14 protein-coding genes are annotated in these 18,623 nt (G+C 50.2%); 3 read left to right on the top strand and 11 right to left on the bottom strand.

Annotated elements, in window-relative coordinates; genetic code table 11:
• Window positions 1–730: 730 nt before the first annotated feature.
• The 3 genes from melA to G358_RS0127680 all read right to left on the bottom strand — a co-directional run bounded on the left by melA (window position 731) and on the right by G358_RS0127680 (window position 4,398).
• Entirely contained in the window at window positions 731–2,239 is a 1,509-nt protein-coding gene (gene melA / locus G358_RS0127690) for an alpha-glucosidase/alpha-galactosidase (RefSeq protein WP_019640523.1), read from the bottom strand.
• Between the two features lie 133 nt (window positions 2,240–2,372).
• Entirely contained in the window at window positions 2,373–3,398 is a 1,026-nt protein-coding gene (locus G358_RS0127685; protein ID WP_019640522.1) for an AraC family transcriptional regulator, read from the bottom strand.
• Between the two features lie 97 nt (window positions 3,399–3,495).
• Entirely contained in the window at window positions 3,496–4,398 is a 903-nt protein-coding gene (locus tag G358_RS0127680) for an ArsR/SmtB family transcription factor (RefSeq protein WP_019640521.1), read from the bottom strand.
• Window positions 4,399–4,557: 159 nt separating this feature from the next.
• Here G358_RS0127680 and arfA point away from each other — a divergent pair, with 159 nt between their 5' ends.
• Window positions 4,558–6,063: an arabinosylfuranosidase ArfA gene (arfA, locus tag G358_RS0127675; protein WP_019640520.1), complete on the top strand. Its 1,506-nt coding sequence runs from the start codon at window positions 4,558–4,560 to the stop codon at window positions 6,061–6,063.
• Here the strand turns inward: arfA and G358_RS0127670 are convergent.
• Window positions 6,058–6,873, bottom strand: coding sequence for an AraC family transcriptional regulator (locus G358_RS0127670; protein ID WP_019640519.1), 816 nt, complete (start codon window positions 6,871–6,873; stop codon window positions 6,058–6,060). The two genes, arfA and G358_RS0127670, sit on opposite strands and share 6 nt — an antisense overlap.
• Window positions 6,874–6,991: 118 nt before the next feature.
• Here G358_RS0127670 and lacZ point away from each other — a divergent pair, with 118 nt between their 5' ends.
• Window positions 6,992–10,102 carry a beta-galactosidase, LacZ type gene (gene lacZ / locus G358_RS0127665; protein WP_019640518.1) on the top strand — a complete coding sequence of 1,037 codons (3,111 nt, stop codon included), beginning with the start codon at window positions 6,992–6,994 and terminating at the stop codon, window positions 10,100–10,102.
• A gap of 78 nt (window positions 10,103–10,180) precedes the next feature.
• Here lacZ and G358_RS0127660 read toward each other — a convergent pair whose 3' ends face one another.
• The 4 genes from G358_RS0127660 to G358_RS0127645 form a co-directional block, all read right to left on the bottom strand.
• Window positions 10,181–10,804 (bottom strand): SGNH/GDSL hydrolase family protein, encoded by a 624-nt coding sequence (locus tag G358_RS0127660; RefSeq protein ID WP_019640517.1) that lies wholly within the window; start codon window positions 10,802–10,804, stop codon window positions 10,181–10,183.
• A gap of 130 nt (window positions 10,805–10,934) precedes the next feature.
• On the bottom strand, window positions 10,935–11,963 hold the full coding sequence (locus G358_RS0127655) for a zinc-binding alcohol dehydrogenase family protein (protein ID WP_019640516.1): 1,029 nt from the start codon (window positions 11,961–11,963) through the stop codon (window positions 10,935–10,937).
• Window positions 11,964–11,975: 12 nt separating this feature from the next.
• The gene (locus G358_RS0127650) at window positions 11,976–12,917 is read right to left on the bottom strand and encodes an aldo/keto reductase (protein ID WP_019640515.1); all 942 of its coding nucleotides are present in this window, start codon (window positions 12,915–12,917) and stop codon (window positions 11,976–11,978) included.
• 56 nt (window positions 12,918–12,973) lie between these two features.
• Window positions 12,974–13,804, bottom strand: a complete 831-nt coding sequence (locus G358_RS0127645) for an amidohydrolase family protein (RefSeq protein ID WP_019640514.1) — start codon at window positions 13,802–13,804, stop codon at window positions 12,974–12,976.
• A gap of 167 nt (window positions 13,805–13,971) precedes the next feature.
• Here G358_RS0127645 and G358_RS0127640 point away from each other — a divergent pair, with 167 nt between their 5' ends.
• On the top strand, window positions 13,972–14,862 hold the full coding sequence (locus G358_RS0127640; protein ID WP_019640513.1) for a helix-turn-helix domain-containing protein: 891 nt from the start codon (window positions 13,972–13,974) through the stop codon (window positions 14,860–14,862).
• Between the two features lie 253 nt (window positions 14,863–15,115).
• On the opposite strand, the gene G358_RS0127635 is transcribed toward G358_RS0127640, so the two are convergent.
• Genes G358_RS0127635 through G358_RS0127625 form a run of 3 tightly spaced genes read right to left on the bottom strand, consistent with a single transcriptional unit; the run spans window position 15,116 to window position 18,572 of the window.
• Window positions 15,116–16,483: a glycoside hydrolase family 28 protein gene (locus G358_RS0127635; protein WP_019640512.1), complete on the bottom strand. Its 1,368-nt coding sequence runs from the start codon at window positions 16,481–16,483 to the stop codon at window positions 15,116–15,118.
• 16 nt (window positions 16,484–16,499) lie between these two features.
• Complete coding sequence (locus G358_RS0127630) at window positions 16,500–17,630, bottom strand: glycoside hydrolase family 88/105 protein (protein ID WP_019640511.1); 1,131 nt, start codon at window positions 17,628–17,630, stop codon at window positions 16,500–16,502.
• The gene (locus tag G358_RS0127625; RefSeq protein WP_019640510.1) at window positions 17,631–18,572 is read right to left on the bottom strand and encodes a pectinesterase family protein; all 942 of its coding nucleotides are present in this window, start codon (window positions 18,570–18,572) and stop codon (window positions 17,631–17,633) included.
• Window positions 18,573–18,623: the final 51 nt, after the last annotated feature.

Below are 18,623 nucleotides of genomic sequence, written 5' to 3'. Positions count from 1 at the left end.
TTTTTCATATACAATCCTAGCATCATACTGCTACACGAGTGGTTTTATATGATTTTTCATATATCCTAGCATCATACTGCTACACGAGTGGTTTTTGTGACTTTTTATATTTCATCCCCCCCTACGCCGGACTAGGCAGTTGCTTAGTAGCAACTTCGAAACGTCGACCTCTCCGGTTTATTCTTTTCGAGGCTTAGTCACTTTCTGGCGTGCCATCTTGCGTACTATCTTTCGTACTGTCTTGCGTACTATCTTTCGTACTGTCTTGCGTACTATCTTTCGTGCTATCTTGCGTACTATCAGGCCGCTTACAGGCCCACTATCTGGCTGTCTACGATTAACGTCCGAACTTACTTCAAGTCATCCAAGACACGCTATTGGTGGCTTGGCTTTAGCCTTTCCGAGCAGGTTTTCCACTTGCTAAACTTCACAACCTAGGCTTGGTCATACCGAAAGTTGAATTAATAATATCGCAAAAAAAAGCCAGGGTTAGCATGCTAGCCAGCCCTGACTCTCTGTACAATCAATTTAAAGCATAAGTTGCTCATCTCGGACAAACTGCCTATTGCCCGGATGTACTGCTTGTTAGCGGCAAGTTACTTGCTAACGACAAGTTACTTGTTAGCGATAAAGTACTTGCTTGCTAACGACAACGACAAGCTACTTATTGGCGATTAGCTGCTTGTTGCCGGCAGACTGCTTACTGCCAAGTAAGCTTGTTAGCGGCAAGCTAGTTGTTGCCGGATGCGCGATCCTTGCCCTTATCCGCCTCGCGGGCGTTCTTGTTCGCCGCGTCGCGATCCTCCTTCATCTCATCCACCGTCTTGACGTGCAAGCGTGCTGCCCCGGCATAGCCTTCGCGCGTCGGAATTCGCTTCGCAGAAGCCTGGCGCTCCTTCGCTTCAACGATCGCCTCCTGATACTGCGGCAGCCACGCCTCCTGGGCGATAAGCATATCGTCCACCATCTGCCAGATTTCCGGCGGACTGCAAACCGCTCCGACCAGCGGGTCCATCATGAAGGCCTGACGAAGGAGCTTGTCATCGCCATGCACCGCTGCCTCAACAGCCAGCCGCTGAACAGAGATACTTACGCTGCACACCGCTGCTGGTCCGAGCGGCAGATCACCGACGTGCGGCATGGATATGCCATTGCCGTCAACATATCCAGGCGCTTCAATGATGGCATCATCCGGCAGGTTGGAAATGATTCCCCGGTTCAGCACATTAAAGTGTCCGCGGTATACCCGCCCCGTCTCCAGCCCTTCAATAATATAAGAACCGTGTTCCTCGCTGCGGTCTTCCGGATTGTATACCAGCGCCGGCTCCTTCATCCAGTTCGGAAAATCGGTTTCAAACCAATTGCGCCCCTCTGTACATACGCGCAAGTATCCGCCTGTCTCTCCGTTGATCCAGCTTCCGAGATCAATCCAATCGTTAATCTCTTCCGGACGCTTCCGGTACCAAGGAACATATTCGCTTAAATGTCCATTCGATTCCGTGCTGTAATAACCGAAGCGGCGAAGCATATCAATCCGAACCTTCTCCGTCCGGGAGAAATCAGCATGCTGCTCGAACGCCTCCAACAGCTTGCCGGTCAGATCCTCCCCATTGTGACGGATGCTGATATACCATGTCTGATGGTTTATCCCTGCACAGATGATATCGACTTCCTCTTTCGGCAGCCCGAACACTTCTGCGATTTGCGAGTGTCCATGCTGAACGCCATGGCATAGTCCAATCGTGCGCACACCGCCGTATTTGTTGCAAGCCCAGGTCAGCATCGCCATCGGGTTCGCATAGTTCAGCAGCAGTACATCCTCCGCTGCCACCTCACGGATGTCCTTACAAATATTTAGCATCTCAGCGATCCCGCGCTGACCATACATGATCCCCCCCGCACAGAGCGTATCACCGACACATTGATCCACGCCGTATTGCAGCGGAATATCTACATCCGTTGCAAATGCCTCTAGTCCGCCGACCCGGATCGTACAGATGACATATTTCGCATCTTTGAGCGCCTCACGGCGGTCCGTTGTGGCTTGAATGCGGATCGCCAGTCCGTTCTCCTCTATATCACGCTGGCACAGCTTCGTAACCATCTCCAGGTTGTCTTCATTAATGTCTGTAAAAGCAACCTCAATCTCACTAAACTCTTTGACGGACAAAAGATCGCGAAGCAACCCCCGAGTAAATCCGATACTGCCCGCCCCGATAAATGCAACTTTGAATGACATTACGCTTCATCCCCCTAAGTGTTGGAATAGGAAGGTTTCATAGGAATCTTCCGAGTGATAACCTTATGCCTCATTCTAGCAGGAGTGCGAAAGCAAGCGTTATCAATTTTCTGACTTCCTTACGGAAATTTTGTCAAAAATCCTCACTTGTTCCTTCATCATTTCTCTTTTGCGCATCCAGAGAATTTCGGTATTGGACTGGCGTATGCCCCGTGTGCTTTTTAAATAATGCATGAAAATACTGCCGGCTCCCCACCCCTACGTAATCAGCGATATCCGCGACCGGAATGTCGGTATGCAGCAGCAGCATCGCTGCCTTGTCCATCCGCAGCCGAGTCAAATATTGCATTAGCGTCTCGCCCGTATGATTTTTGAAAATGCGCTGCAAATAGCCAGGATGCAAATTGACGATTCCCGCTACATCTTGTACCCGGATATCTTGGTCATAATTTTCATGAAGGTATCCGATACACTGCTTTACATAAAAATCATAGTCCTGCTGTCCGCTGCTGCTGTGCTCCAGACGAAGACGGCCCAGTGAAATCAGAAGCTGGGCGAACAACAGGCGGGCCATGGCCTGCCCTTGTTCCTGCCGGGATCCTTTCCGTCGCTCTGTGCTTTGCAGAGCATGACTATCAGCAGTCTCTCCTGGCCCGACCTTGGCAGCAGGTATTTCGTGGCCGGTACGGTCGAGCTCCAGCACTAAGCTTTTCAACGTATAGTAAATATCCTCGGGATCCCGCATGACAATATAGTCAAACGGGGTGGATGTCATCACGGCAACATCCTCCCCGCCATCTTCGAGGTATTGCCGCAGCGATGGATAACTGCCCTTATAGGCGGAGAAACGAAATTCGATGTTCAGCATCCTGCAGGGGCTTCCCTTCTCCACAATCAGCCTATGCGGCACGTTCGCATCAATGAGAATAAACTCGCCTTTCTTGAGGCTGACCCCATCAGCGCTAGAGCTGCCCCGCTTCGTATTTCCGGCGAGAACTTCAACCCGGCAAACACCGGAAATAATATACATAATCTCAGTAGAATCGTGGCGATGAAAATTCATATACATTTCGTTCCATTGCTTAAAATAATACGCGGTAATATCCGGCTGGTAATCTCCATCCAACAGTCCGGTTCGAAACAAGCTGCCCCGCTCCATACACTCGCCTCCCGACGCTTACTGCCTTCAAACGGTCTTTCTTTTAATGTAGCTTGTGTGCGGCCCTGCTTTCAAGCCGTCTCATCCGATGTTTACATTATTCATAGTACACCCTTATAAAAATATCCTGGTCATAGTTTCCGAACCCTCGCCCAAATACCGTCAGCCCCCCCCTCCTGCGCCCCGCTGTCTCTGCTGTAATGCGGAAACTCCACTGGTCTGTATTCCACATGACATCTTCCAATGTAATGTCTGAAATTTGCTGCCCATCGATGTACGTCCCGCCGGAATGAATCCGCAGCACCTTCATCATCCCATATTGGTTAACATCGGAATGCCACCAGGCTGGGGTAAAACGGCCTTTCGTTTTGCCGAAATCGCCAGGACTAGTCCATACCCCCAAAGCTATGCCATTTAGGGTGAACGTAATGTCAGAAGGCCATTTCTCATTAATGTGCGGGGCCTCAGAACTGATCTCCATAGATATTTCAATTTCTTTAACCACCTGATCCTGGGCCAGATAATTCGGTATTTTATATTCTACATACCCTTTGGAAAACCATAAAATTCCGGCATGAATACGTTCCGGGTCAAGGAAATACCGCGGATCATCATAATACCCGATTATCTTTTCCCTTGTAGCAATTCCACATGTAGGCGCTGCCTCAAAATCCGTATAATGGCCGATTGGAATCGAAAGCTCCATGACTTTGCGGGCGATGTCCCGGGAGTTGGAGAGCTTGATTTGCAAATAGTTGGCAGACAGTGAACAGTACTTGTAAGTTGCCCCATCTATCCTTTTCATACGGCTGCTAACGAGCCCCGCTTTCTGCAGCTTAGAAACGTGCGAGCTAACAATCGCGCTGCTGAGATATAACTCGGCAGCCAGCTCTTTAATATGCATTTCCCGTTTGTCCAACAAATCAATTATTTTTAATCGTACCTCGCTGGCCAGAGCTTCATAAACGAGCAGCGAATTGGCATCGGTTGTAAGATACATCCACATGCACCGCCTTTCAATCTCTTCCTTAGGATTACTATTTATATTAATCCTATAACTATTCATTGTCCATATAGCTGTGAGTAATCTATGATTATTGTAAAGAAGCCTATAATTAGGATTAACATTTATATTAAATCAAAGAAGGAGGAACTAGTCATGTCAAATCGGGCATCGATGATTGTTGATAAGGATTTTACAATAGGGCAGGTAGATGATCGGATTTACGGTTCATTTATTGAGCATTTGGGAAGAGCAGTTTATGGAGGCATTTATGAGCCTGGCCATCCAACCGCTGACGGAAACGGCTTTCGGCTTGATGTGCTGGAAGCTGTACGGCAGTTAAACGTGCCCATTATCCGCTACCCTGGAGGCAATTTCGTATCGGGCTATAATTGGGAAGATGGTGTAGGCCCGCGCGAAGAAAGAAAGCGCAAGCTGGAATTAGCGTGGTGGACAACGGAAACCAATGCGATAGGAACTAATGAATTTGCCGATTGGGCCAAGCTGGCCGGCTCCGAAGTCATGATGGCAGTCAATCTTGGTACACGCGGCGTGGATGCCGCAAGAAATCTAGTAGAATATTGCAACCATCCCTCCGGGTCTTACTGGAGCGACTTGAGAGTGTCCCATGGATATAAAGAGCCCCATGCCTTTAAAACTTGGTGCCTTGGCAATGAGATGGATGGCCCTTGGCAGATCGGGGCCAAGACTGCGGTAGAATACGGACGATTGGCCAATGAAACAGCCAAAGCTATGCGCTGGGTCGATCCCGGCCTTGAGCTGGTCGCTTGCGGCAGCTCCGGCAGCTCGATGAATACGTTCGCCGAATGGGAAGCTACCGTACTCGACCTTTGCTACGATAATGTAGATTTTCTTTCCCTGCACACATATTACAATAACAATAAAGGAGATACCCCAAACTTCCTGGCCAGCTCGCTTGATATGGACCATTTTATCGATAGCGTTGCAGCCATTTGCGACTATATCCAGGCGAAGAAAAAAAGCAAAAAGAAAATATACCTTTCCATGGATGAATGGAATGTATGGAAAACACAAGGAAGCAGCAGGGCCGAACAACGCTGGCAAGTCGGACCTCCGGAATTCGAGGATGTCTACAATCTAGAAGATGCGCTCGTCGTGGGCTGCTGCCTGATTTCATTGCTTAAGCATGCGGACAGGGTTAAAATGGCCTGCCTAGCCCAACTGGTCAATGTCATCGCCCCGATCTCTACAGAAAATGGCGGTCCGCTTTGGCTGCAGACAACCTATTTCCCGTATCTCCACGCATCACTATACGGAAGAGGAACTGTTCTCCACCCGATGATTTCTTCTCCGAAATATGATGCTAAAGATTTCACGGACGTCCCTTATCTCGAAGCGGTGAGTGTCTATAATGAGGAATTGCAAGAAGTCACCGTGTTTGCCGTGAATCGTCATTTAACCGAAGGGCTGGACCTGACGGTCGACTTGCGCAGCTTTGGCAAAATATCTGTCCTGGAACATCTTGTACTGGAGAACGAAGATTTGAAGGCTGCCAATACGAAGGACAATCCGCACAACGTCCGTCCTCACAGCCGCGGCAACGCGATCCAGGACAACGGACAGATCCGGGCTCTGCTAGCCAAGGCATCATGGAATGTCATTCGTTTGAAAATTTCATAACCCATGTAATTTCATAAACTCTTTAGGGCTCATTCCTGAAACTTGCCGAAAGACGGAGCAGAAATAACTAGTATTCTCAAAACCGACCATTTGGGCAATTTCATATACCTTCTTGTCTCGTTCGTTAAACATGAGCTGCTTGCTGCGGTTGATGCGCTGCTGATTCACATAGACCATAGGCCGGAGATGCAGCGTGTTCTGAAACAGGCGGCAAAGATACTGCGGGGATACGGGGATCACCTCGGCCAAATCTTTGAGCTGCAGCGGCCGGTGAAGATTGCCTTCCACATACTGGAGCACGGGCTTGATCCGCTCCATGTCCTGATCCTGGCTTATCGGCAGCTGCAGCACCCGCTTTAGATCCAGGAGCAGAGCGTAGAGCAGCTTGGAGTGCTCGAGATTGGTGTATGTCTCATATTCATCCAGCAGCAGCAGCTCTTTCAAAACGTGCAGCCACTGGTCCTCCTTCAATTTTCTTGGCCCGGATTCGCTGATGCCTGCATACAGCAGCATGTTCCCCGCCTCTCTTCCATTGAAGGAAACCCACGCCACCTGCCACTGCTGGCTGATCGGCGCGTAACGATGCTCAACGCCGGGGAACAACAAGAATATATCTCCAGGTCCAACGATATAGCTCTGCCCTTTAATGATGAGCTCGCCTTTGCCGTCGATCACCTGATGAAGCTGGTAATCCGGGAAGCCGTCAGGCCTAATGGTCTCCAGTTGATGCTCCCAATAGCCAATCGTTGTTGGGTACAGAGGCAATGACATCGTTTCATTTAAATTACAGAAAATCATCTTACTTTCCATGACACCCGCTCCGTTTCATATTTTGATATAAACGAAGAAAATCCTTGTATATTATTCCTTATGGATTGAATCTATAATATGAATATATCAACATTATATCAATAAGGGAGTTGTTATCATGCGTCAAAAACTCGTATATCAACCGCCTGCCAACGGATATCCTGAATGGAACAACAACCCGGAGATTTTCCAAATCAATCGTCTCGATGCGCATGCTTCCATGATGCCTTTCCATACAGTGGAAGAAGCTCTAATCGGAGATAAGACAGCCTCTTCCTACTATCAATCGCTGAACGGAACCTGGAGGTTCGCCTTTGCGGAAACGCCGGACGAGCGTTGCAAAGACTTTTATGAGTTGGACTATGATTACAGCAGCTGGGCGGAGATGCCTGTTCCCTCCCACTGGCAGTTTCACGGCTATGATTATCCGCAGTATACGAATATTCGTTACCCGTGGTCGGAATCCGAACCCGAGCTGAAGGCGCCCTTTGCACCAACACGATACAACCCGGTAGGCTCTTATATCCGGACATTCACGGTACCTGAAGCGTGGAAGGATCAACCTGTATACCTTAGCTTCCAAGGGGTTGAATCCGCTTTCTATGTATGGGTAAACGGGGAGCTCGTCGGCTACAGCGAGGACACATTTACACCCGCCGAGTTTGATATTACCGCCTACTTAACTGCAGGAGAGAACAAGCTGGCTGTAGAGGTGTATCGATGGTGCGATGCCAGCTGGCTGGAGGATCAGGACTTTTGGCGGCTAAGCGGCATTTTCCGCGATGTGTATTTATACTCGGCCCCGCCGGTTCACATTGCCGACTTTTTCACGCAAACCGAGCTGGATGAGCAATATGTGCACGCTCAACTGAAGGTAGATGTGCGGCTAGAAGACTATTTTCTATCCAAAAGCAGTTGTAAACTCGAAATGCAGCTTTACGACGCAGACCAGCGGATCGTGTGGAATACTCCTTATACTGCACTCGTCTCTTTTCAAGAGGGGCATGAGCAAGGTTTGCAGCTGTCAGCTCCTGTAGAGCATCCGTTAAAATGGAGTGCCGAAACACCGCATCTTTACACGCTCGTTCTTTCCTTGAAAGACGACGCCGGCCGGCTGCTGGAAACGGTCAGCTGCAAAATCGGATTTCGTACATTTGAGCTGAAGGACGGCTTAATGAAAATTAATGGAAAACGGATCGTATTTAAAGGCGTTAACCGGCACGAATTTTGCTGTGACAAAGGCAGAGCTATCACGAAAGCTGAAATGATCCGGGATATCGAGCTGATGAAGTCCTACAACATCAACGCGGTCAGAACGTCCCACTATCCGAACCAGTCGGCATGGTACGAGCTTTGCGACGAATATGGATTGTACGTCATTGATGAAACCAATCTGGAGACGCATGGATTGTGGGAGTACGGCCAGATCGAAATCAATGACCGCAATCTGCCAGGCAGCAGGCCGGAATGGCGCGCTAACGTGCTGGATCGCTGCAACTCTATGTTCCAGCGGGACAAGAACCATCCTTCGGTCGTGATCTGGTCGCTTGGCAACGAATCTTTCGGGGGAGACAATTTTATCGCCATGTATGACTTCCTGAAGCAAACCGATCCGACAAGGCTCGTTCATTATGAAGGAGCTTTCCATCACCGGCCTTCCGACGTGGCATCCGATATGGAATCTACGATGTACATTAAGCCCCAGCATGTGGAGGAATACGCCAGGAACAAGCCGCAGAAGCCGTATATTCTCTGCGAGTACAGTCACGCAATGGGAAATTCGTGCGGTGGCCTTCATCTGTATACTGAGCTATTTGACCGCTATGAAATATTGCAGGGCGCATTCATTTGGGATTGGGTCGATCAGGCAATCCGTACGCAAACCGCCGACGGCACCGAATATTTGGCTTATGGCGGAGACTTTGGCGAATCACCGCATGACGGGAACTTTTGCGGCAATGGTTTAATATTTGCCGACCGTACCGTAACGCCGAAGCTGGATGAAGTGAAGAGATGCTACCAGAACGTCAAGTTCGAAGGTGTAAATTTGTCCGAAGGCCGCATTCGGATCCTGAATCAATATTTGTTCACAGATCTGCGCGACTATGTGCTGAAATGGGAAATTCATTTAAATGGCGAAGCGAATCAAAGCGGGGTTGTCGAGTTGAACTTGCCGCCGGGAGAAAGCGCAGAGGTCGTCATTCCTTATCTTCCTGTCAGCGAGCATAAGCAAGAAGCGATTCTGACGCTCTCTCTTGTGACGCGCCGAGCGGAGAAATGGGCCGAAGCGGGTCACGAGACAGCATGGGAGCAATTTATGCTCACCCCTTATTTTAGAAGGGAATCCCTCAGCCTGGACAGCGCCGCAGCATTAGCCGTTGACGAGCAGGACGAGGAACTGATCGTCTCCGGGAAGGACGTCGTCGTACGGTTTAGCCGAGTTACCGGAGATCTTGTCTCCTATGTCTCGTCCTGCACCGAGCTGTTAGCCGAGCCAGTCAAGCCGAACTTCTGGCGGGCGGTAACGGATAATGATTTGGGCACCAAACTGCACGAACGAAGCCAAGTTTGGAGGAGCGCGCCCGAGAACAAGCAGTTGAACGAATTTTCCTGGAAGCAGGAAGGCCCGGCTTGCGTTATAACGACCCGTTATGTTCTTGCGACAACTCCGTTGTCCACGGTATCCGTGGAATATCGCCTCCTGCCGGACGGCACGATGGACGTTCGCGAAGAACTGGTGCCGGGCAGCGGTTTGCCGGAACTTCCCGAGGTCGGCATGATGTTTATGCTGAGCAGCAGCTTGGATACGATCACCTGGTACGGCCGCGGCCCTCATGACAACTACTGGGATCGCAAAACAGGAGCGCGGGTAGGCCTCTTCACGGGAACCGTGCACGAGCAGTTTGTGCCGTATCTCCGGCCGCAGGAATGCGGCAACAAGACAGATGTCCGCTTTGCTTGCCTGACACAAGGAGCAGATGGTCCGGGACTGCGCCTAGAAGCTTCCTCCCTTATGGAAGTCTGCGCTTTGCCTTGGACGCCGCAGGAGCTTGAAGCCCACGATCATCCTTATAAGCTGCCCCCTAGCGGCAAAACCGTCTTGCGGGTCAACTACAAGCAAATGGGTGTAGGCGGCGACGACAGCTGGGGAGCCCCTACGCACGAGAAATTCACTCTTCCGGCGAACCGGACTTATAGCTTCCAATTCACGGTGCAGCCTATAAAATAATATATAAAAGCGCGGACGATGTTCAGGGTCCGCGCTTTTTTTCAAATCAGAATCAATTATTATATCCCGTCAGACAGATTATAGACCGCAGGTCCGCAGCCAGGCTTCGGCTATAAGTTCATGACCTGCTGGCGATGGATGAACGCCGTCACCGGCCCAGAAGGACGGCTCCGCCTTGCTGCAGGCGGCGGCAAAAAGACCGTCCAGCGGGACAAGCAGCGCCTCGTATTCGTAGGCCAATTGACGTATAACCTGGATTTTCGGGTCCAAATCTTCCCTCCAGCTCTTCCGGTCTTCCGGATATGGCAGCACAAAGGGCTCGACAAGCACTAACCTGGCATCGAGAGATTGCCGGGTCCGTTCAAGCAGATCACGGTAGGAGGACTCGAATTGCCGGGCCGTTGTAGCCGAGCCGCTGTCATATCGGCGCCAGGTATCGTTGATCCCGATATAAATCGAAACGACCGTAGGGTTCAGCGCAAGACAATCTTCGTTCCAGCGCTCCTGCAAGTCGGCTGCCCGATTTCCGCTAATTCCCCGGTTCAGCACGATTATATTTTTCCCCGGATAACGATGGCCCAGCCGCCCCGCGATCAGCAGCGGATAACCGGTACCGAGCGAAGCCGGATCACTGTAATTGCGGCCGGCATCCGTAATGCTGTCCCCCTGAAATAAAATAACGTCATCTTCTTTCAAGAACATGTCACAAACCTCCCAGATTAAGTAAACGGAGCAATCCACCAGGCAAAATTATGTATGCCGCCGCCGTGGTATAGCATGGTACTGCATGACAGGCAGGGCAAGGCGTAGAACGGAATGCTCCTTGTGAACATTAGTCCTCCAACCTGACTAATGCCTTAATTACATTAGATTCCGGTTTAAGCCATTTGTCAAATTCGCCAATCATCTCTTCGAAGGTGCAATGGTGTGTGACGTAGCGGGTTAGATCGACATCTCCCTTTTTAATCGCATGCAGTACATCATCAAAATCTTCCTTTGTCGCATTGCGGCTGCCCATTAAAGTTAACTCCCTTTTATGAAATTCCGGGTCGTCAAAGGTGATCTCATCCTTCACCAATCCGACGAACACAAGCGTTCCGCCATGCGCAGCCAATTGGAACGAACTGGTCATCGATGCCGCATTGCCCGTTGCGTCAAAAACGACCGTGGGAAACTCCCCCTTAGTCAGCAAGGACAACTGCTCTCTCGGTTGTTCTAGGGCTGACACAGTTTCGTCCGCCTTTGCCCAGGTGCGGCAAAATTGCAGGCGCCCTTCATGAACATCCATGGCAATGACCTTGGCACCCAGCCCTTTGGCCAGCGCCATAATGCCAAGTCCGATCGGCCCCGCCCCGATCACAAGCGCCGTCTCCCCGGCCTTTAGCCCGGAGCGGCGAATTGCATGCGCACCGATGGCCAAAGGCTCCAACAGTGCAGAATCGTCCAGCGACAATCCTTCGGTATGGATTAGATGGCTGGCCGGTACGGCCAGCCGCTCGACCATCCCGCCGTCCGTATGAACGCCGATAACTCGCATCGAAACGCAGCAATTTGTTTTTCCTTCGCGGCATGCAATGCAATGGCCGCAGTGCAAATAGGGGATGATGCTGACCTGGTCGCCGATACTCAGCCCCTGATCATTTGCCCCCACCTGCTCAATCGTGCCTGCAAGCTCATGACCGAGTACTCGCGGATAGGTGAAATAAGGCTGGTTGCCTTGATATGCGTGCAAGTCCGTACCGCATATGCCGATTCTGCGCAGGCGTACAATCGCTTCTCCGGCCTGCATCACCGGCTCCGGCAAATCTTCCCGATAGGTTAATGTTCCGATGTTCTCACAAATAATACCTTTCACTGCCATCCTCACCTCTTCTTAGTCGGTACTTTCGTTATATTGGGGCAGCCCGCTTGGCCACGTTTCATTATGAACCGGGGCCAGGATAGCCAGCACTTCTGCTAACAAAGCCTGGTCTATCGGCTCGTCCGTCCAGGCGGCGTTGCTAACAATGTTGCCTCGATTTGCCGTGCTGACCAGGGTTGTAGGTATTTGTTCATTTCCTGCAGCGAATTGAACAGCCAGCTTGGCAATGTCTTCCCCTTGAGAGGCGCAATATTCCGCAGCCTGTTTGCAGACGGTCTTCAACCTGCTGCTAGCCGGGTGCCACTCCGGGGTACCCCGAAGGCTTAACAAGCCCATAGCTAACGGGGATGCGTTAACAAGACCGATGCCTCTGGCCTCGACAAGCGGCAGCAATTCAAGCAGCGAGGTGTCATTCAAGCAATAATGGCAGTAGGATAAAATCAGATCGACGTCGATCTGCGGAAGAATGCTTTGAAACAGCCGCAGCGGCAGTCCGCTGATGCCCCCGAAACGAATCGTTCCTTGTTCTTTTAACTGATGCAGAGCAGGCACCGCTTCCTCCACAATGATTTCCGGCGGGACAAACTCGATATCGTGCAAAAACAGCATATCCAGATAATCCGTCTGCAGCCGCTCCATACTTTCCTCCACACTGGCGAAAATCCGCTTGGCGGAAAAATCAAACGTATGCGGCCCATAACGCCCTGCTTTCGTCGACAGCACATATTTGTCACGCGGCACCTCCTGCAGCGCTCTGCCGAGAACGGCTTCCGCTTTCGTCTGTCCATAATACGGCGATACGTCGATATAATTAATGCCTGCATCTATAGCCGCATGAACAGTACGAATATTTTCCTGATCATCCGTTTCGTGAAACACAGAGCCCAGCGACGAAGCGCCAAAGCTAAGAACCGATACGTCCAGCCCGGTATTGCCCAATTTGCGGTATTTCATATACTCGCTCACTCCTTCCCAGCCATGTGAAATTCAAGCTCTTCCCTCATTCTGATTTATAGTTTATAAAAATGCTTCGCATTGCCTCCAAACAAACGGGCAAGCTCCGCTTCGCCCCACGCATCCGGCAGCGCTTGAAGCAAAATATCCATCATCTCGCCATAGGTTGCGGCCAGCAGACAGACGGGCCAATCGCTTCCAAACATCACTCTTTCCGGTCCGAACAGCTGCAAAATATGGTGAATATACGGCTGAAAGTCTTCCGGCTTCCACTGCTCATGGTCTCCTTCCGTAACCATCCCCGACAACTTGCAATAAATGCCCGGAAAACGTGATATTTCTTCCATATAATGAAGCCACGGCTCAAGCTCCCCGCGCTTGACCGGAGGCTTGGCAATATGGTCGATGACTCCCCGCAGGCCCGGTACCTGTTGTATGAGCTCCAGCGTATGCCCTAGCTGCTCCGATACAACGAGCAAATCGACCGGCACCTCTTCCGCAGCATAACCCCGCAGCGCTTCCACGAAATTGCGGTCAAGAATACGAGAGCTGTCCGGCATGTCCTGAATCATAATCCGGAATCCGGCGAATTTCGGATGACGGCGGAACCGTTCATAATGCTGCCGGTGATCATCCTGGAACAGATCAAGCCAGCCTACGACCCCGAGAACGGATGCGGTTTGCCCGGCAAGCGATAAAATATATTCTGTCTCCGCAATGGTCGGCGCTGCCTGCACAAGGATCGTTCCGTCTATCCGATGCTCCTTCAATGCCGGCTCTAAATCCTCAGGCAGGAAATCCCGGTAGAGGACTGGAATTTCAGGCGTAATCCAGCCATAATCTTCCCGGTCTATCCGCCAGTAATGCTGATGGGCATCAATACGCACCTTTCATCACACCTTTTCCATGATCAATTTTTAGGCTGCTATTGTGAGCCAGCCTCGACATATCTTCATTTTATCTATAAAATATGGTTACGTAACGGTGAATTCGTGCATTTTTATAACTTATTTTGATATTCCAGCAGTTCAAGCTCGGAATGGAGGGATTTGCTATGCAGCCCCTGCGCAAGCCTTTCTTTGGCGATCCATTGTTTCCTTTTGAAATCGCCTACAAAACGGTAAAAAAGCGGTATAACGAACTGCCTAATCATCTGCATGAACGCTATGAACTCGTATATATTCACCAGGGAAAGGGTACTTTTTTTATCAACAATACGCTATACGAAAAAAATCCCGGAGATCTGTTCGTCATCCCCGGCAATACCCTGCATCACGCTTTGCCGGATCGAGATGAGCCCATTATGTCCACCGCCCTTTATTTCGCACCGGCTCTGCTGACTACCGGCTCGCTAGACGATTCCTATTCTCATCTTCTATGCTATGAGCTGGCCCGTAGAGGAAAGGTGTACAAGTTTACGCTGCCCGGCCAGTTGAGATCGATTACGGAAACGGTCCTTAAGCAAATCAACGAGGAAATGACCCTGCAGCATTTAGGCTATCGCGATGCCGTCCGGCTGCTTACTTGCCAGCTGCTGCTGCACATTAACCGGATATCCCGGCTGGATCAGCGGAGCATAGCTGAAGACTCCCGTGTCGGGCCTCACTGGATCAGGGAAGCCCTGCGTATCATAGACGAGCATCCCGAGCGTCATGTCGGGCTGGCCATGCTTGCGGACAAAGCCAACGTTTCTCCGCCGCATTTCTCCCGGGTATTCAAGCAACTGACAGCGATGAACGTCACGGATTATGTCAATGCGAAACGCATTATCAGGGCCAAGGAATTGCTGCTGCAATCGGAGGATAAAATCAGCGTTATTGCAGAGCGCTGCGGCTTTGACACGACCGCTCATTTCCATCGTACATTTAAAGCGCTGACTGGCACGACGCCTAAAGAATATCGAAAAAGCCAGAAAATAAAAATAGAGCCATTCCCGTCTGCTTGAAGCGTCATACTGTAATCCAGCACGCTTGAAGATCAGGAAATGGCTCATATTTAGACTACCTAGTTAGGATGTGCCCCTATTTAGAATATGCTCTAGTTAGGATAGCTCCTAATAGGGCACGCCCTATTCAGGATATGCTCTAGTTAGACTTCTCCTAGAGGACATGCCCCTATTTAGGATGCGACTCCTATTTATCGTAATTCAGTTGCAATTGCTCCGCTAAAAACAGCTGCCAGCAGGCCCACCGGTATTTTTACGGCTTCCCGTTCATATTGTCGTTTGAAGGCGCGACGGTGACTTGCTCCACCAGCTTCTCAGACTGTTTGGTGTTTCTAGATTCGCAGTCCTTAATCTCGGTTTTTTCGCCGTTTTCGATGTAAAAAGCAGGGCCTTCATGGTTCTCGATCGTCACCCGGTTAAAACGAACATCCCGCACGTTGCCTAAATAAAACCCCCGGCGCTGCATTTTCTCGATCCCTGCCATCATTGCAGGATAGCCGGGAACCGCTTCCTCCGCCATCGATATGTCGATATCCGTAAACGTAATTTCTGCGACATATTGCTCCGCCAGCCCGTACAGAAAGCCGGCTGCCGCATGGACGCTGCGCGCGGTAATATTCGCAAAATGAATGCGTCGGAAGCACGGGGTCTCTTCCGTGACCGGATAAGGGTGCTTGCCCCATACATATTTGTCTTTGCCGCGCGGGCCGCAGAAATAGTACAGCTTCAATATAAACGGGCAGATGACGTCCTCCATTACGATGTTGCTGATGCGGATGTCCTCCACAACCCCGCCCCGTCCGCGGCGAGATTTCAGGCGAATGCCCCGGTCCGTCTGCTTAAACACGCAGTTGCTGATCGTCACATTGCGAATGTCCCCGCTCATCTCGCTGCCCAGCACGACAGCGCCATGGCCGTGAACCATCGTGCAGTTCGTAATCGTAATGTTCTCGCACGGAATCCGTTCCGCCGTATCCTCCGTCCCCGCTTTGATCGCGATGCAGTCATCGCCCACATCGATGTTGCAGTTGCTGATCCGTACGTTCGTGCACGATTCCGGGTTAATGCCGTCCGTATTCGGCGAATCCGCCGGGTTCAGAATAAATAAATTGTCGATCGTCACGTTGTAGCAGCAGATCGGGTTGATCGTCCAGCTCGGCGAATTTTTTAAAGTGATATCTTTTATCGTCACCCGCTCGCAGCGGTCGAAGCTGATCATTTTCGGTCTTGGATATTCAAGCTCCTCCGGACGGTCCCGGTGCTTGTCCCACCACGGCTGACCGTTCCCCTCCAGCGTTCCGCTTCCAGTAATCGAGACGTTGTGCAGATCGCTTCCGTAAATACAGGAGGCATGCACCTGCCTCTTGACACCCTCCCATCGCGATTCCACCACAGGATAATCCGCCGGGTTCGTGCTGAACGACAGGACAGCGCCCGGGCTTAAACGCAGCTCGATATTGCTTTTCATAAATATAGCGCCCGTATGGTACGTTCCCGCTGGAACATAGACCGTTCCGCCTCCCGCTGCACTCGCCGCATCGATAGCCCGCGCGATCGCCTCAGTCGATAAATCCTCGCTATGTTTAACCGCTCCGTAATCATCAATGTTATACAGATTCATTTCCATGCTCCCCCGCTTAATAGCTTAATTGTTCGTATTCGCTGCAAGCTTGCAAAAATGCGCCTACTCCCTTTAGATCATTGGTGATGATCGGTTCGCTGATATAATACGCATAGGTTCCATCCCGCTGATCAGCTCCGCCTAGGCCGGCGACTTGACAATTTTTGTTTAAATTGACCCAGCCCTCTTTCGTTTCAAGTACAAATTCCGCGATCAGCCCGGAGAATGCAAAATCGAGCGCCTGCCTCCAGCTGGAATCCAATACGCCCAGTCTGATCCCTTTGGCCATCGCATAAGTGATCATGCTAGAAGCGGAAGCTTCTAAATAATTGCCCTTGCGCTCTGCCAAATTTACAACCTGATACCAGACTCCCGTCTCTGCATCCTGATACTTCCTCAATGCGGTTAAGGTATCGTTCAAAATACGTACCAATTCCTTATAATCCCGATGCTCTGCTGGCAGCAGCTCTAATACATCGACCAGTGCCATCAGGTACCAGCCAAGGGAACGCCCCCAGAAGTTGGCGGATAAACCGGTCTCAGGATCGCACCATGGCTGCACGCGCTTTTCATCCCAAGCATGAAACAACAACCCCGTATTGGGATCCTTCGTATGCTTCTCACAGATTATAAATTGCTTCGTTACATCGCTGATATCTTGATCCTCTCCGCCAAAGGTGAGCATATATTCCAAATAAAACGGCGCCCCCATATAGAGACCGTCCAGCCAAATTTGATAAGGATAAATCTTTTTGTGCCAAAATGCCCCTTCCGACGTTCGCGGGTGGGTTTCAAGCTGCTTCCTTAATAAGGCCGCAGCCTGTTTGTATTTCTCTTCCCCGGTTTCCTTGTATAACAGAAATAACAATTTGCCGTTGTTAATATGATCGATGTTGTACTCTTCCAGATGATAGTTGCGAATACCGCCGTCTTCCTGGACAAAATAATCCATATTGTCTTTAATAAATTGAAAATATTGACGGTTTCCAGTTTGCTGCCACAACAGTTGAAATCCTTTTAACACTACGCCGTAATCATAAGACCATTTTCCATGATAGACTTTATTCTCATACAGCCTCGGTGTACGTGCCATGATCGAATCCGCTGTTTTTATTGCCCATCCTTTGTCCACAAGTTTCCCCTCCATCTATTTATCCCTCCAACGAGTCCAGGAGATATCTCCTCCAAAGCAATGGCTCAGGGTGAATTTGGTCAAATCCTCTTCTTCTAGCTGTTTGGCCCAGGGCACACGCCCGCTTACGTTTGATCCTGGTCCCACCGAACCGTACTCTCCATAATAAACCGTTGTATTTACGCAGACTTTCTCCCAATCATGCCAGCCTTCCGGATGCACATGCCGATCCATCCAGCAATCAATAAATACTGTTTTCGCATAATCTCGCCAGGGTCTGCCCAAATAAACCGTGTGCTCATCCGCATCACTCAACAATTTGCACTGGTTAAAAATAAAGCCGTACTCCTTATCGATTGGAGTCGCCGCAGCGGTAATGTATCCATTTATCGCCTTGTTCCGGTTCAAACTCACGATTTCACATTGATGAAAATAAGCGGTCGCTGATCCAAAAATAAAATCAATGTCACCGACAATCCGGCAATTTTCAAAATAGTTCCGGCCGCTCTGATTCGTGAATTGTTCTTTCGGCCTTCCCAAATACAGCGTATCCTGGGCTGCAATAAAGCGGCAATTTCTGAAGGCAACCTGATCCGCATCGACATACAATGCTACCGCTTGACCAACAACGTCACCGTCGCCCGCCGGGTTTTCAAAAGTAATGTTGTCAATTTTAATGTTTCCAGCCGTGATATAGGTACTGCTTGATGCAAATGTACCTATCGGTTGACCGGATGCGCCGGGTTTCTTCGCAAAGTCGTCATAAACAATGCTTACGTCTCCCACTCCGCGCAAATGGAGATGGGGCTTGTTGATCTCAAGCTTCTCTTTGTACACTCCGGATTGAATCGTAATGCAGGTTTCATGCGGCATCTGTGCCGGAATGCTATTTATCGCTGCTTGGATCGTATTAAAATCGCCTTGCCCGTCTTGACTTACCCTTATAGTTGTTATCATAGGCTCACCTTTAAGCAAATGATTTTCATTTTCGGAGTTAAAAGTGACCCC

The sequence above is a fragment of the Paenibacillus fonticola DSM 21315 genome, assembly GCF_000381905.1.
Taxonomy (GTDB): Bacteria; Bacillota; Bacilli; order Paenibacillales; family Paenibacillaceae; genus Fontibacillus; species Fontibacillus fonticola.
The sequence above is the reverse complement of the archived record's forward strand: the minus strand, read 5'-3'. Positions and strand labels throughout refer to the sequence as shown.